Origin of the sequence: Flavilitoribacter nigricans DSM 23189 = NBRC 102662 (assembly GCF_002646595.1) — a bacterium.
In the GTDB taxonomy this organism is placed as follows: Bacteria; Bacteroidota; Bacteroidia; order Chitinophagales; family Saprospiraceae; genus Flavilitoribacter; species Flavilitoribacter nigricans.
This window is the reverse complement of sequence record NZ_PDUD01000037.1, coordinates 46,556-62,875: the sequence shown is the minus strand read 5'-3', so window position 1 is coordinate 62,875 and position 16,320 is coordinate 46,556. Positions and strand designations below refer to the sequence as shown.

At 52.4% G+C, this 16,320-nt stretch carries 8 protein-coding genes; all 8 read right to left on the bottom strand.

The genetic code is table 11. From position 1 onward, the window contains the following. Positions 1-21 precede the first annotated feature (21 nt). The 8 genes from CRP01_RS30515 to CRP01_RS30480 all read right to left on the bottom strand — a co-directional run bounded on the left by CRP01_RS30515 (position 22) and on the right by CRP01_RS30480 (position 16,298). Positions 22-1,722: a sulfatase family protein gene (locus CRP01_RS30515; RefSeq protein ID WP_099153865.1), complete on the bottom strand. Its 1,701-nt coding sequence runs from the start codon at positions 1,720-1,722 to the stop codon at positions 22-24. A 76-nt stretch (positions 1,723-1,798) separates the two neighbouring features. Continuing rightward, entirely contained in the window at positions 1,799-2,092 is a 294-nt protein-coding gene (locus CRP01_RS30510; RefSeq protein ID WP_099153864.1) for a two-component regulator propeller domain-containing protein, read from the bottom strand. Positions 2,093-2,201: 109 nt separating this feature from the next. Further along, positions 2,202-4,790 (bottom strand): NPCBM/NEW2 domain-containing protein, encoded by a 2,589-nt coding sequence (locus CRP01_RS42880; protein ID WP_099153863.1) that lies wholly within the window; start codon positions 4,788-4,790, stop codon positions 2,202-2,204. 158 nt (positions 4,791-4,948) lie between these two features. Then, a complete protein-coding gene (locus CRP01_RS30500) occupies positions 4,949-8,722 on the bottom strand; it encodes an Ig-like domain-containing protein (RefSeq protein WP_099153862.1) in 3,774 nt (1,257 codons plus the stop codon). A gap of 42 nt (positions 8,723-8,764) precedes the next feature. Beyond that, positions 8,765-11,602 carry an NPCBM/NEW2 domain-containing protein gene (locus tag CRP01_RS30495; RefSeq protein ID WP_099153861.1) on the bottom strand — a complete coding sequence of 946 codons (2,838 nt, stop codon included), beginning with the start codon at positions 11,600-11,602 and terminating at the stop codon, positions 8,765-8,767. 172 nt (positions 11,603-11,774) lie between these two features. Beyond that, positions 11,775-12,989 (bottom strand): DUF4998 domain-containing protein, encoded by a 1,215-nt coding sequence (locus CRP01_RS30490; protein WP_099153860.1) that lies wholly within the window; start codon positions 12,987-12,989, stop codon positions 11,775-11,777. Positions 12,990-13,115: 126 nt separating this feature from the next. Next, complete coding sequence (locus CRP01_RS30485; RefSeq protein ID WP_099153859.1) at positions 13,116-14,321, bottom strand: DUF5000 domain-containing lipoprotein; 1,206 nt, start codon at positions 14,319-14,321, stop codon at positions 13,116-13,118. 18 nt (positions 14,322-14,339) lie between these two features. Next, positions 14,340-16,298 carry a RagB/SusD family nutrient uptake outer membrane protein gene (locus CRP01_RS30480; RefSeq protein WP_099153858.1) on the bottom strand — a complete coding sequence of 653 codons (1,959 nt, stop codon included), beginning with the start codon at positions 16,296-16,298 and terminating at the stop codon, positions 14,340-14,342. Positions 16,299-16,320: the final 22 nt, after the last annotated feature.

Below are 16,320 nucleotides of genomic sequence, written 5' to 3'. Positions count from 1 at the left end.
AAGCCCCTGACCGAAACCCTGCTATTGGCTCCGCCGAACCATTTCACTGGCACTGTACCCAATCCGATGGGCCACTACCACCACTTCTTTCCCTTCCGGCAATGCAAAAGCTTCCGTATACACCCGCCAGTTGTGGAGGCCGGGTTCCTGCCCCGGATCCAGAAATTTATACCCGATGGAGGCCCCGGGAGTCGAACAGGACAGCTCGAACAGTCCGTTGGTTGCGGAGACGATCGGCTCAGCCGTCTGCGGCTGCTTCATATCGGGCCAGAATTGTTGGATCAGTTCCGGCTCCAGCATCAGATTTTTATCTTGGATGTCTTCTACCCATTGATCACAGGCCGCCCGTAGTTCCTGCAGCTTTTCGGCATAGGCCGGGTCACCGGCCAGATCATGGATCTCATGGGGATCGGCCTGTGTGTCAAAAAGTTCTTCTTCCGGTTTGGTTTCCCGAAACCACAGCGCCTGAGCCGCCGTTAGCTCCCCTGCATCCCGCAGGTGGTAAAGTTCCTGCATAATCGGCATCTGATCCCGGTAGGCCGTATGCAAGAATCTCGGCTTCTCGGGATGATAGTAACGGATGTACTTGAAGCGCTTGTCCCGTACCGCCCGGTTATTATCATAGGATGGCCCGAACCGATCGGCCGCCGCAAAAATATAGGCCCTGTCGGTTTCCGCTGCGTAGTGGCCCAGAAAGGCCTGACCATCCATATAGTCCGGTGGCGCTATACCTGCGAGGGATAAGGTCGTTGGGGCAAAGTCCACGAAACTAATGAGCCGATCATCCCGCTCTCCGGCAAATTGCCGGCCGGGAAAACGAATGATCATTGGTACCTTCAGTCCGGAGTCAAACAATAGCCGCTTCTGGCGAGGCAGCGGGCCACCGTGATCACTGTACCAGACAATAATGGTCTTTTCCAACAAGCCGTCGTCCCGGAGCTGTTGCAGGATCTCCCCTACCTGGGCATCCATTTCTTTGATGTTGGAATACATCCGCCGAATATCCTGGCGACCGATTTCCGTATCCGGGAGATAAGGTGGAACGGGCACGGGTTGATCCGCTGCCACCCAGAGCGAATCTTTGGCCTTGGACCAGATCCGGGATTCATGGGTAACTTCGAAATTGAAGACCGAAAAAAATGGCTGGCCCTTGGGACCGTTGCGCCAGTGAGCGCGATTACTGCTTTCGTCCCAGGCGGTGACCGGCTTGCGAAACTGGTAATCTTCCTTGGCATTATTCGTACAGTAGTAACCTACCCGGCGCAGGTATTCACTCAGCATTTTCACTTCGGGCGGGGGAACCGCTTCGTAAGGGACCATTCCTTCCGGCGAATTTCTGGTGGCGATGGCAATGGCCTCCGGTGATACATTGCTGGAATACCAGGGGCCGGTACGCATGTGATTGGCGCCCAGACGATTGGCGTACAAACCGGTAGCGATAGCGGCCCGGGCCGGGGCACAAACCGGAGTGGAGGCAAATACATTGTCGTAACACACCCCTTCCGAAGCCAGCCAGCTGAGATTAGGCGTGGCGATGGTGGAATCTCCGAACATCGGCAGATAAGGACTAATATCCTCGGCAACCAGCCAAAGAATATTGACCGGCTCCCCTAATTGTGGATGAGCTAAACCGGTTGCCTGGAGTACCGGCTCCTCTTTAATCGCTGATCGGCCACAGGCCAACAACAAAGTCATTAACACCAAAAAGAAGATCCTACTCATACGATAGCTTTTGTTAAAAAATTGACACGCAGTCTCCCGGAATAAATGATAAGCCACTAATTATCCGATGGGGAGATTAGGAGATAATGCCGGGGATCTTCGACAGGCACAAAATATTATCATTCGACAAACTGTGAGGATCCTGCGGATTGGCGTAGTAGGCTTTGAAGTTTTGACTGTCGTATTTATTCAGTCCCACTCCGGTACCTACCCACATGAACCCTCTTTGGTCCTGAATGATGCAATTGATAGCGGGAAAAGAGAGACCATCCTGTACTGATATATTGCGAAAATGCACCTGGTTACTGTATTGTGCCCGGGCAATGAATACCAGCAAAAGGAGTAAAACGATGTGGATGGCATTTTTCATTTCAGAACATGTCCTGACACGGTCCAAAACAAAAGTAGGGAATTATACTTTGAATACCAGACTAAACATACGCCGCCGTTGGGCACTGCTTCAATATCCTAATTTCAATTTAAGGCCTACTTATTTTCAGCGTTTCCGAGGTTTTAGGCTGGTAATGAGCATTACCGCTGTATTTAGCGACGAAAGAACACGGTCCGGAAGCAGGTAGGGCAGTTGTATACTGTGCATTTCCCGCCTCATCCAGTTCCAGGGTTGCCACATGCAAATCGTCCTGATAAAGCATGATCCAGCCGCCTGGAGCTACGGTATCAGCCACGACCTGGATGTCCAGTACAAAGCCATCGTCGGTCATTCCTTCCGTCGGACCGCTGAGCGTGACCAGTGCCTGATCACGCCGATCCAGCGGAGAAATGCGGTACAGACCGGCACCGTGAGCAGCGATATTCGGAGCGAAGTCCTGTCCGGTATAGTTCCCCAGATCCGTCTGCGCCCAAAGATCCCGGATCTTGCAGTCCCCCGTAAATCCTAATTCGGCGAGGTCAACTGGTATAGCAACGGAGGTATTCGGATGGGGGCTTTCGGTAAATACCATAAACTCCATCGTTACGCCGTTGGGGGCATTCAGCACATCATCGTCAAATCCGCAATACGCTTCGAAGCGGGTATAGCCTGCGGGCAAGTCAAATTCGATAATGGAATAGGAATTGACGCCCCAACCCCGGTCATAGACCACCCCATTGACGGTTAGCGGGTTGTTGTCCAGACTTTTGTTCTTTTTGACGGTATCCCAGCCACTGCCGGCGCTGACCCAATCGATATCCGTCAGTAAGAGGGAATCGCCGTTCGGTTTATAAATTGTCGGATTGATCCAATCCCCATGATCGTAGTTGAAATTATCGCCGGCGTCCGTTACCACCAGGTACAATTTTTCGGCACCGGTGATATCCGCGGCGAGCTCTTTTCCCTGCCTTTGCATAGTCCGGCTGATCCGCCCGGTACCGGCTATTGCTTTCCGGACATCTATTTCCCTCGGGGTAGGATCCTGGGTAGCGATCATAAATTCTACCGTCGGCGTACCGGCCTGACGGGTTCCCCCCTTATCCAGTCCGGCAAAGGCCGTAAAACGAACGGTATTTTCCGGGATCTCGTAGAGTATGATCGATTTGGCATGGGTGCCGATCCCATGGTCGTATACGGTTCCTTTGATATTCAGGGGGCCTCCGGTAACGTTGTGGCCCGATTGGACGAAGTTCCATTCGGTGGAGGCGTATTCCCAGTGTAGGTCGGTTAGTTTAATTGCAGTGCCGTCCTCCAGATAAATGGTCGGATCGATCCAGTTTACATGATCATGGCTAATACCGTCACCGGCATCATCAGCGATCAAAAACAGGCTATTGCTCCCGACGGGAATGGGAATATCAATGGCGGTACCGTAGCCATCCGTTAAAGTAGAGATCGGCCCGCTCCGGTACAGCAGATCTTTGGTGTCCACAAACTGATTGCCGCTCAGGTTAAACAAAGCGACGTATTTATCGCCGTTGGTCGGATCATCAGCCGTCCAGGCAATGCTCTCATCGCGATTAAACCATTGCCGGTTGTTTACGGACGTGCCGTGCATGTCCAGGACTTCCTTATTCGTCAGCAGAGAATTCGTGAAAGCATCGTTATCCGGTAAATGGCCGCCGAACATCAAAGGAGACTTGAAAATGGTCCAGAGCGACATCAGGGTATACTGTTCGTTTTGGGTGAAATTGGTCTGACGGTCCACACCCCTTTCTCCGCGGATGGCGATGTGCCCCAGGGGCAACATATCCGCGTCCGGCCAGGCTCCCGGGGCAATGTAGGGCGCCCATTCCGCGCATACCCCAAACTGGTAGCTGAGCTGGCTCCAGTTGTCCCAGAAATCATCGACCGTCCGCCACATATTGGCGTGATCTTTAGCGTGTTCGTGCTTACCCGGCGGGGTTGCGCCGGGAGACATGCTGAGGACCATGGGCCGACCGGTCCGGTCGATCGCCTTGCGGATCATTTCAATTTCCGCCTGGTGGTAAGGACGGGAGAGATCGTCGACCTTGATGAAATCCACGCCCCAGGAAGCGTATAGCTCCATAATGGAGTTGTAATATTCCTGTGCGCCCGCTTTGGTGGCGTCGACCGTATACATGTCCTTTAGCCAGGTACATTCCAGTTCCGTAGAGTAGATATCCGCGGCCGTTTTGCCGTTTCCATCCTTGATCGGCAATTTATGGTTGATCGCCACTTTGGGCACCCCCCGCATGATGTGGATGCCAAATTTAAGTCCCAGATCGTGGATATAGTCCGCCAGGGGTTGGAAACCCCGACCGTTTGCCGCCGAAGGAAAGCGGGTGGGTGAAGGCGTCAGTCGGCCGTATTCATCGTAAATGAAGGTGGAATTTTCCAGGGGATTGTAATGCCCTGAAGTTTGGTTGTCGACATACCAGCGAATGTCGACCACTATGTATTCCCAACCGTGTTCTTTCAGGTTCGCGGCCATGTAGTCGGCATTGGCCTTTACTTCCGATTCGGTTACGGACGGACCAAAACAATCCCAGCTGTTCCAGCCCATGGGTGGCGTTTTGGCCCAGGTCTGAAAGGGCAGTTCGCTTCCGGTTTGCGCCTGCAGTTGCAGCAGCAAAACGATGGACAGAGGAATAAGGAGAAAGGCTTGCCTGGTCATAACAGTTTTTTTTCTAAACGGTGAATTCCCCGATCCATTGGTCATTAGGACATTCATGCAAGGTACAGGACGGCTCGTGTCGCAGAGCGCTCAGCGATCCAAAGACTCAAAAGTCAGGTCCGTGAAATGGCCGGACGGGCATTTCACGGAGCCCTCAATTATTTAATGATGATCTTTTCGGTAAAGAAGGAGTTTTTGTAAATGAACTTCACCAGGTAGATACCGCGGCTAAACCCACTCACATCGACGCTCATATTGGACTGCCCCCTGAACCTTTGCAGGGGCTGTCCCAGTACCGTATAGAGCTCAATCCAGTCAAAACCTTCCGCTGAGATCCACAACCGATCCCGGACCGGGTTCGGCCAGATCTTCACCTCTTGTCTCAGGGTTTCATCAACACCTACTACCCCATCGTAGACCACACTGAATTGCGCGGCCGCACCGTTGCCGTTAGCAGCTACGTCCACGGCGGCGTTTTCCGGGATATCCACCGTTACGGTTCCCTGTTCGACCGGTATCAGTTGTACGGTCCAAACGGTTCCGGCGCTAACTTCCTGCAGGCTATCCGTGGTAGCGTTGGTCACTACGATATCTTCCAGGCCGAAACCGCTAACACTTTCACTGAATGTGATCGTCAGCAGAATGGGTGAAACATCGGTCATTTCGCCCACCTCGGAAGTCAAGGCCACCGTCGGTGCCTGGCTATCGTAAACAATGCTAAATGAGGTAGCCTGCTTATTGCCGTTACCGTCGGTATCCATTACCACACCTTCGGCAATATCGACCGTAACCGTTCCGTCCGCCAGGGGTATAATGTAAGCTGTCCAGACCTTGCCCGGTGTTATTTCCTCCAGGGTGTAAACCACTCCGTTAGTCACTGTAATATCTTCCATGGTAAAATCCGCAACATTTTCGCTGAAAGCGATCGTTAGCGGGAACGGATTCATATTGGTCGCACCGTTGACCACGGATGACAACTGAATGGTCGGAGGCAGGTCATTATCCACCACGGCTCCAAACAATTCCAGCTCAGCAATATTACCGTAAGAAGCAGGGCCGCCGGCCCAGTATACGTAGCGATAGGGTGTATCGTCGGTGATCTGGCCGGTCGTCAGCGCATAGGCGGGCGGCGTTTCGGTTACAGTATAGAGTACGGTGTAATTGTTCAGGTAATTCGGGTCATTGGAGCCGCGCAATTCTGAATTAGAACCCTGACCGTCACTCAGACGCTGGGCCCAACCCGGACGCGGTGCGTATTTCCAGGACTTTAAGGTGGCTCCTTTTTTAGCTCCAAAATCGTATCCGACAAAACCGATGGTTTGCGGTCCTTCCACGTAGGTCTCAATATCGCCGTCGAAAGCTTTGTCATAAGTACATTCAGCGCACCATACGGAGGCGCCTTCCTGCCCGATCTGGGTGCCGATCAGCGGATTGCCGTCCGCATCGAGGAACTGCAGTTCCGCAATATTGGAGAAGGTACCGCCACCGCCAAACCAGTAGACATAGCGATAAGCGGTAGTGGAGTTGATCGTATCCTGCGTCAGGACACCTTCCACCGGAATAACTCCGATAGAATCCAGGCGCACATAATCGTTAAGGAAATCAGCGCTGTTGGAAGCCCGTAATTCCGAGCCATTCATCCGGTCGGCATATCCGGTACGGGGAGCATATTTCCAGTAAGCTACCTCGACCCCGGTGCCTTCCCCGAAATCGTAACCTACAAAACCCCAGTTTTCCCAGGTATCGATAAAGGAATCAAAATCACCGTCGAAAGCCTTGGTCAGATCCGCCGGATCATTGTTGGGCCAATTGGTCGTACTACCGATGAGGTCGGCAGAAGTGATCGGATCTTCCGTGCTGGCATTAAAGAAGACACTGAATTGGAGCGCCGCATTATTGCCCTTACCACCGGCATCGACCACTACATCCGCAGCAACATCTACGGTCACAATACCTTCTCCATCGGGAATAATGTCCGCGGTCCAGACCAGTCCGGCAGTAACCTCCTGCAGGTTGTCAGCAACACCGTTACCGACGGTGATATCCGACAATTCAAAACCCAAGACAGTTTCACTGAAAGTGATGGTTACCGGGATGGGTGAAACCGTTGTCGGCCCGTTTACACTGGACGTTATCATAACGGTAGGAGCTACATTGATGGCTCCGGAATACAGTTTCAATTCCGCAATATTACCATAAGAAGCCACTCCCCCACTCCAGTAGATATAGCGCCAGGGACCGTTGTTTTCCGCAATATTGGCCTCGGTCAACACATTTTCCGGCGGCGTTTCGGTAATTGTGGACAGTACCGTATAATTATTCAGGTAATCCGGATCATTAGAACCACGCAACTCCGTATTATAGCCCTGGCCATCACTCAGGCGCCAGGCCCAACCCGGACGGGGCGCATACCCCCACGCGGAAACAGACTGTCCATCCGGACCAAAATCATATCCGACAAAACCTATGGTTTGGGGTCCTTCCACATACGTATCCAGATCGCCGTCAAGAGCTTTGTCATAAGTGCATTCCGCACACCACTGGGAGCCACCTTCGTGCCCGATCGGCGTACCGCCCAGCGGATTGCCGCCGGCATCCAGGAACTGAAGTTCCGCAACATTGGAATAAGTGCCGCCACCGCCAAACCAGTAGATGTAGCGATACGATTCACTTGCGTTGATCATCACTTCGGTCAGAACGCTATCCACCGGATCCGTAGTGATGGTATCCAGGACCACAAATTCATTGAGGAAGTTCGAGCTGTTCGAGCCCCGTAATTGCGTTCCGTTCAGTCGACCGGCAAAGCCGCTGCGCGGAGCAAATTTCCAGGAAGCGATCGTTGCATCAGTACCTTCACCGAGATCGTAACCCACAAAACCCCAATTCTCCCATCCGTCTACGAAGGTCTCGAAATTATTATCGAAGGCATTGGTTAGCTGGGCCGGTTCGTTATTGGGCCAGTTCGTGGTACTACCGATCAAATTATCGGAGCTGAGCTCGTTGGTGTATAATTCCAGTTCGGCAATATTCCCGTAAGAAGCAACACCGCCACTCCAATAGATGTAGCGCCAGGGGCCGTTATCTCCGGCAATGGGAGATTGGGTGATCACATTTTCCGCCGGTGTCTCCGTAATGGTCGATAGCACGGTGTAATTATTCAGATAGTCCGGATCATTGGATCCGCGCAACTCCGTATTATAGCCCTGGCCGTCACTCAGACGATTAGCAAATCCCTGGCGGGGAGCGTAGCCCCAGCCGATGACCGATTGGCCGGCAGGACCAAAATCGTATCCGACAAAACCGATCGTTTGCGGTCCTTCTACGTAGGTATTCAGATCGCCGTCGAAGGCTTTGTCGTAGGTGCATTCCGCACACCACTGGGAGCCGCCTTCCTGTCCGATCGGGGTGCCGGACAAGGGGTCTCCGTCGGCATTTAGGAACTGGAGTTCCGCAATGTTGGAATAGGTGCCGCCGCCGCCGAACCAATAGATGTAGCGATAGGATTCGCCGGCATCCAAGGTAACTTCCGTCAAGATAGTATCCACCGGGTCCATCGTAATGGTATCCAGCACTACATAATCGTTGAGGAAATTGGAGCTGTTTGATGCCCGCAACTGAGAGCCGTTTAAGCGGCCGGCAAATCCCTGGCGCGGAGCGAATTTCCAGGAAGCGATCACCTCCTCGGTACCTTCCCCCATATCGTAACCGACAAAGCCCCAGTTCTCCCATCCGTCCACGAAGGTCTCATAATTACCGTCAAAGGCATTGGTCAGCTGGGCCGGATCGTTATTGGGCCAGTTCGTGGTACTCCCGATCAGATCAGCCGAAGTAACCCGGCTCTGAGCATTGAGTGCCGGTATCCCGCCCAGGGTGGTCAGGATGACGAGGACAGCGATAAGCTGCTTTTTGTAAAGTAGATATAATTGTTCCATAAAATCGTTTTAAATGTTCAAAATGAATAGTAATTGACCGAACTACGGTTGCACTGTCATCAGTGCGAACATATGCTTGTCAGTGGTTCTGATAACGAGTAATACAATTCCTTTGGCAGCCGCCGGGATCGGGACAACATCCGACCGTACTTTAAAGTCGGAAAGTTTTTGCCCCATCACATTGTAGACCTGTACGGCATCACCTACCTCCAAACCTTTCAGATACGGAGTACCTCCCTGCCGGTAAACGGTCACCTGCCGGGACGCTTCCGCCGCCGACTGAGTGGATGTGACCATCGTGCTCACTTCCAGGGTGGCTGAGGCCTTCGGATTGTACTCCGCATTTCCGCTGTAGCGGGCTACATAGGCAAATGTTCCGGATGTGGATAAAGAGGTAGAGTACTGCGCTTTTCCGGATTCATCCAACTGCAGGGTAGCCAGATCGACTCCATCCTGATAAAGCATGATCCATCCGCTTTGACTTACTGCATCGGCGGAGACCGCCATATCCAGCGTGAAATTGTCGCCGAGATCGACCTGGGTCGGACCGCTGAGCGTTACGGAGACCTCATCACTGCGATCCAGCGCAGCGATCCGGTATAGTTCCGCTCCGTGATTGCTGACCATCGGAGCGAATTCCAATCCGGAAAAGATCCCGATATCGGATCCAGCCCAGAGGTCCCGGACTGCACAGTCGCCGCTGAATCCCAGTTCCGGCAAATCCACCGGCAAAGTGATCGTACTGGTTTTCTGGGGCGACTCCGTAAACACCAGGAACTCCATCGAAACGCCTTCCGGCGCACCCAGCACTTCATCGTCAAATCCGCACAAGGACACAAAGCGGGTGTATCCTGCGGGCAGGTCGTATTCTATAATGGAATAGGAATTCACCCCGAGGCCATCGGCGTATACTACCCCGTTGACCGTGAGCGGGTTATTATCCAGACTGGTGTTCTTTTTCACCTGATCCCAACCGCTGGTAGCGCTCACCCAATCGAGGGAAGTTAAAGGCAGGGATTCGCCATTGGGTCCGAAAAGCGTCGGCTGGATCCAATCGGCGTGATCGTAGTTGAAGTTATCACCGGCATCCGTTACGACCAGGTAGAGTTTTTCCGCACCGGTAATATCTGCCGAAAGGTACTTACCGGCCCTTTGCATGGTCCGGCTGATCCTGCCGCTATTCGCAACCGCTTTATTGGGATCGACCTCCCGGGGGGTCGGATCGGCGGTGGCTACCATAAATTCCAGAGTAGGGGTACCCACCTGGCTGGTCCCGCCGATATCCAGCCCGGCAAAGGCGGTGAATCGCACGGTGTTGTCCGGAATTTCGTAAAGAATGATCGACTTGGAATGGGTACCGATCCCATTGTCATAGACAGTCCCGTCCACATTTAGCGGACCGCCCGTAACGCTTTGGTTTACCGCCACCGAACCCCATTCGGCCGTGGCGTATTCCCAGTCCAAGTCGGTGAGATTAAGGGTTGTTCCATCTTTCAGGTGAAGGGTCGGATTGATCCAATCCGCATGGTCAAAACTGATCCCGTCACTGGCGTCATCCACGATCAGGAACAGGGTATTGCTTCCTTCGGGGATCGGGATGTCGATATTCACACCGTAATCGTCCGTCAGGGTCGAGATCGGACCGCTCCGGTACAGCAGATGGTCTGTCGTTACAAATTCATTGCCCCCGGTATTGAAAAGCGCTACGTATTTATCTCCGTTGGACGGATCATCCGCAATCCAGGCAATTCCTCCGTCCTGACGGTACCATTGCTTATTGCCGACGGAGCTGTTGTGCATGAACAGTACCTCTTCGTTGGTTAGAAGCGCATTGGTAAAAGCATCATTATCCGGCAAATGCCCCCCAAACATAAGCGGTGATTTGAAAATGGACCAAAGACTCATCAGGGTATACTGTTCATCTTCGGTGAAATTGGTGTAGCGATCCACCCCGCGTTCTCCCCGGATGGCAATATGGCCCAATGGCAACATATCCGCGTCGGGCCAGGCCCCCGGAGAGATATAGGGCGCCCAATCGGCACAAACCCCGAACTGATAGTTCAGCTGACTCCAGTTGTCCCAGAAGTCGTCGACGGTACGCCACATATTGGCGTTCTCCTTTGCGTGCGCGTGCTGATCCAGCGGAGTTGCCCCCGGAGACATACTCAATACCATGGGCCGACCGGTATGGTCAATGGCCTTCCGGATCATTTCGATCTCCGGCGCATGGTAGGGCCTCGACAGGTCATCAATTTTGACAAAATCCACACCCCAGGCGGCATACAGCTCGAAGATGGAATTGTAGTATTCCTGGGCTCCTTCCCGGCTGGCGTCAATGGTGTACATATCCTTCAACCAGGTACATTCCAGCGCGGTGGAATAGATATCGGCGGCAGTTTTACCGTTCCCGCCCTTGATCGGCAGTTTATTGTTGATCGCTACTTTGGGTACTCCCCGCATGATATGGATACCGAATTTCAGCCCCAAGCCGTGCACATAATCAGCCAAAGGTTTGAAGCCCTGTCCGTTTAGTGAGGACGGAAAGCGGGTAGGTGACGGCAGGAATCTTCCGTATTCATCGTATATAAAAGTAGAGTTATTAAAGGCATTGTAGTGGCCGGAGGTTTGGTTGTCTACATACCAGCGAATATCGACCACAATGTATTCCCAACCGTGCGCAGCGAGGTTTTCCGCCATATAGTCCGCATTCGCTTTGACCTCCGCTTCCGTAACGGACGGGCCGAAACAGTCCCAGCTGTTCCACCCCATGGGCGGGGTTTTGGCCCACTGGTGGAAGTCCGGCTCGGTTGGGTCCTGTGCCCTGGCGTGCAGGACAAGCATAGTGGAAATAAAAAAGAGAATGGTTATTCTAATTGACATGGTCAAGGTTTGGCTTATTACGATATTCTGTGCAGTGTGAATGTCGGAATCCATACTACTGGACAAAATGAGAAACACGGGGTGACCAGGAGATTGGGAGAAAGGCAAAGCAATGCCCTTCTCCCCTTCTCCCTTTCTCCAAGTCTTCTTATCATCGGTGAATGTTCAGCTATTACTTGATCGCCAACTCAAAGGAGGTGATTACACAGTAATAGTTCCCCAACTGGGTCGTCACTTCTCCAATTGAGATTTCGGTACCATCTTCCGCTACGGTAAACTCGACGATATTCACGCCGGCACCGGTAATTCTTTTCGATCCCAAAACAGCTGGGCTGGTAGGGATCTCCTCCACGTCCGGCAAACCGTTTCCGGTAGCAATGGCGAGATAGGCGATAGCCTGATCATCACCGCTGCTGAAGTTGGTTTCGTAGACATTGACCTTCAACAGATAGGTGCCGGCATCTGCGGTAACGGTCTGGTAAATCTTACCATTTACGATCTCCGGCGATCCCCAGCCGGATTCGACATTGAAGGTATTTGCCGGCCGGTCGCAACATCCTCCATCCCAGCCGCCGAAACCGCCGTGGTTCTTGATCGGCTCGTTGGTAATCCAGGGTTCCGCCAGGATGCCCCATCTACCGGCATTTTCGGCAGCCATGAAAGGCGAAGCAGCGTTCCCTAAGGCCGGCACCCCGACCGGCTTGACCGAGAGGTAACCAGTGTAAAAGGTATCGATCGCGTTTCTTTCCGGTAAGTAAGCGGTACGAAGTTCATAAGAGGACCCTAGCATAAAATCGGTGATCTGGACACTGGCATCCTGGATGGGCACATATACAGTTTTCTGTTCCCCAGAAACGGAGGTATACAGCAACTCGGAACCGATCACCCCCGAACTTAAGTCCATGGAGGCAAAATTGACCGTGAGGTTATTCCCCACCAGTACATTATCGATCAATGGCCGGTTGAAGATCGAGTTAGCGTAACGTTCTCCGTATACTTCCGCCGTTACAAATTGAGATACCGAGCGATTGCCGACTCCATCGAAGGTCAAAAGCTCAAAATTGTAGATGTTCTCTTCCAGATCTTCAATCAGGACCGATACCGTGTCCACTCCGGCCGTTCGCACAATAGGGACCACGATGGAATCTCGTCTCAAATCCCAGTAGACTCTCAACTGTCTAACTTTGGGATCCGAGTTCAACAACCCATGAACACTGACCCGGTTTTTACCGGACCGGATTTCCACAGAATCGATCTTACCCGTATAGGTGATCTCACCACCCTGCGTGAATAGGTCGTAGTAATCACTTTCTTTGGTACAGCCACCTACCAGGAGCAGGGTGGCCAGGAAGAAAAAGCAGGAGTTGATTATGTTGTATTTTTTCATTGTTTTTTTTTGATGGTGGATGGTGGACGGTCGATGGTAGACGGTCGAAGGTGGACGGTAGACGGTGGTAATCTTCAGTTGAAGAGGTAACCGTCAACCGTCGACCCTCAACCATCAACCGTCGCCCTACTTCGGCGCACCATACATAAGCATCTCAGCAATAGCCAATGACTCCTGTCCGGCGAAATTCTCCAGGTTCTGAACCCGGATATAGCGGACGGGAGGCGCATCAAACGGTATTTCGAAATCCTCGCCCGCGGTTGCCGATAGTACGTCTTCATTACTCTGTTGGCCGTAAGGGAGGCCGGAGGGTTTGGTGACCTCATACTCTCCCAGCAAAGTCCATCCATCGAAGGAACCGGATGGGTCCGGTGTTTCGTTGGTTCCCCAAATCCTGAATTCCTTCATGGCACCCAGATAATAGTAGGTCTGCACGCCGCCGACCCATTCCGGGTATTGCCACATTTTTATCCGGCTCAACTTGGCCGTAGTACCCATATCCACCGTTACGGTGTGGTCCTGGCTGGGATCTGACCTCAGGGTCAACCAGACGTTTGGCCAGAAGAACTGACCGTCCCAGAGGTATTCCACCCGGTTTTCGGGATAGGGAGGCTGATCATTCAGTAACCGGACGGGGCGGTATCCGGAAGTGGGGATCAACGTTTCGTATAAAGGCTTGAGGGTAGTAAATAAGGTATCGGTAGTATTCAGCCAACGATCTCTGATGGTTATCGCAAAATCGACTGCGGTGGTATCGTACCCTCTAATACTCTGGTTAATGTCCAGACTGGATGTATAGATACTGTTGGGTAGCGGTTCCCAGTCGCCCAGATCATTCCGGTTCATCACCAGGATGGAAACGTCATCTTTGTCCTCATTCGTAGCGGTAATGCGCACGCCTCCGAAATCCGTTTCCACTTTTAGCGTGGAAAAGACATCAAAAATGGGGGCCAGCAGCGGATTCACCGAGATCTCTACCGGTTCTGATGCCACTTCACTGCGATTTACCGTACGTAATTGCACCGGCACATCCTGTTCGCCCCGAAACCCTTCCAACAGCATGAAGTTGTTGTAGAAAGAAGATTTTACCTCAACTGTTTCGCCATTTTCGAGGGTGTAATTCGCCCTGACGTAGAGTAGGTCTTCATCTTCCGGCAAAGTATACCTCAGCCGTACCTTACCTTTCAGATTCTCCACCTGAATATTCGTCAGCTGTCCCGGCGGATTGGAATTGCTTTCCAAAGGCACCGGACCTTCTTCGGCTTCGCAGGCGACGAACAGTAAGGCGGCCGATAACCAGATTGCTATATTTAAATAAAGTACCCTTTTCATGATGTTTGATGTTTTGAATTACCAGCCCGGATTTTGTACAAGGTTGGGGTTCTGTAATCTTGTATACTCACTGATCGGCCAGAAATAATCTCGTGGTGAAGCAAAACGCTGCCGGAAAATGGTCGTTACCTGGTAATAGCTTTCTTCATTCTCTCCGTAGATATTCCATCCCTGTACCGGCTCGTTCAATTCCTTGGCGGCTAATTTCCAGCGTCTGATGTCCCAGTAGCGTTTGCCTTCGAAGGCCAGCTCGATCCCCCGCTCCTGCTGGATGATCTTTCTCAAACCGTCTTTTGTGGTGTATTTGGAAGGATTGGTGGAATAAGCATCCCAGGACGCTTTCACCCCCTCCAGACCGGCTCGCGCTCTCACCTTATCCAGATAAGTGAATACTTCTTCTACGGGCCCCTGGGCCTCGTTGAGTGCCTCGGCGTAAGCGAGATACAACTCCGTCAGGCGCATTTCGGGCCAGGCGTATTCCCGGTAGGAATGAAAGCTGGTGTAGTTGTATCTGTAGTCGATGAGCTTTTTAAGGTAGTACCCGGTAACATTGTAATGGAAGACGTCATTGCTGCCGGCGTAGTCTTTAAACTTTGACCGGAGGTGGTACAGTTTTTCATTGGCCCCACTACTTTCGAGATAGTAAATAGCGCCATCAAAAGCGAGATCCGCGTAGAACCTCGGCTCGCGATCGAAATTCAATCTGGCCGTCCGGTAACCTTCCGCGATGTCCAGATTATCCGCTTCCTCGGCCGTTTGTACTTCGTCAATATCCGAGAAATCCAGTGTTTTATCCTCCTCGATCGGTACGCCGTTCTTGGTGTAGAACAAGCGGGCCATTTTCAGGGTCGGAGCCAGTATTTTCTGGGCGGTCCAATCCGGTTGCGCCGAGTTGATGGGCCATGCGCACTGGAGTTGCAACCACCAGGTCAGGCTCTGGGTGTTGCGCCAGATCACTTCTTTGCTCGTGCGGTCCGCCAGCGCCTGGGAGATCGACAACTTGGTGTTCGTCTTTGGACTCAGGGCGAAGGCACCGCCGCTGAACGTATACAACTCGTGGCCACTCGCTTCTGCCGTTTCTATGGCCGTCTTTGCGGCATCGGCCGCACGCTGCCATTTCTCGGTACTTTCGCCGGTATCAAAAAACGGTACGCCTTCCCGGGTGGTAAAGCCGGACATATCCGAATTACCGTTGAATAGGGGGCTCGCGGCCGTCAACAATACATCGGCTTTTAATCCCGTAGAAATGGATTTGGTGATGCGACCAAGTTCGTTCTGGCTGTCGGTGATGATCTGCGGTAAATTTGGTGTGGCTTCATCCAGTAATTGCACGATGTAGTCCACCACATCATCAACCGGTTCCCTGGCGACGAACAGTTCACTTTCCGGCGCATCGATGGGAATACTCTCCCGCATAATGGGGATCGGGCCGTACATCCGCATCAGATAGAAGTGATAATAAGCCTTCAGGAATTTGGCCTCGGCGATCCAGCGGAGGCGTTCGGCTTCCTGCAGATCGGGCACTTTCCCACGATCCTCGATATTTTCCAGAAAAATGTTGCAATGTCTGATACCGTCGAATAAAGGATACAGGTCATTCGGACCGCCCCCCTGCCAGCGACCTTCCCAGACATCCATGTAAGTATCAAAACTTCGCTGAAGCCCACGGGCTACGTCAAAGGCAAAACTATTGAGCGCCAGATCCTGCGGCGGTATCCAGAGTTCATCTCCGGACAGCATCGCAATATTATACAGTCCGTCTCCATTTTTAGGAAGGTAGGAATAGCAGGTAAACAGGTACTTCTCCGCTTCATTTCTCAGGGAAAAGGCCTGATCGACGGTGGCTACGTTATCCGGCACGACATCCAGGAAGCTGTCTTCACAGGATGACAGGAGCAGTAGGCCAAAGATCATAAAGGCCGAACCGAATGCCCGTAGTGGTAATTGGAATCTCCTTTGGAATTTTATATTTTTCATAATGGTCTTCGCTTGTGTTGCA

What these genes read in the sequence shown, in the direction of transcription:
- CRP01_RS30510 (WP_099153864.1), bottom strand. Translation starts at nt 2,092, where the DNA reads ATGAAAAATGCCATCCACATCGTTTTACTCCTTTTGCTGGTATTCATT.
- CRP01_RS30480 (WP_099153858.1), bottom strand. Translation starts at nt 16,298, where the DNA reads ATGAAAAATATAAAATTCCAAAGGAGATTCCAATTACCACTACGGGCA.
- CRP01_RS30485 (WP_099153859.1), bottom strand. Translation starts at nt 14,321, where the DNA reads ATGAAAAGGGTACTTTATTTAAATATAGCAATCTGGTTATCGGCCGCC.
- CRP01_RS42880 (WP_099153863.1), bottom strand. Translation starts at nt 4,790, where the DNA reads ATGACCAGGCAAGCCTTTCTCCTTATTCCTCTGTCCATCGTTTTGCTG.
- CRP01_RS30495 (WP_099153861.1), bottom strand. Translation starts at nt 11,602, where the DNA reads ATGTCAATTAGAATAACCATTCTCTTTTTTATTTCCACTATGCTTGTC.
- CRP01_RS30515 (WP_099153865.1), bottom strand. Translation starts at nt 1,722, where the DNA reads ATGAGTAGGATCTTCTTTTTGGTGTTAATGACTTTGTTGTTGGCCTGT.
- CRP01_RS30500 (WP_099153862.1), bottom strand. Translation starts at nt 8,722, where the DNA reads ATGGAACAATTATATCTACTTTACAAAAAGCAGCTTATCGCTGTCCTC.
- CRP01_RS30490 (WP_099153860.1), bottom strand. Translation starts at nt 12,989, where the DNA reads ATGAAAAAATACAACATAATCAACTCCTGCTTTTTCTTCCTGGCCACC.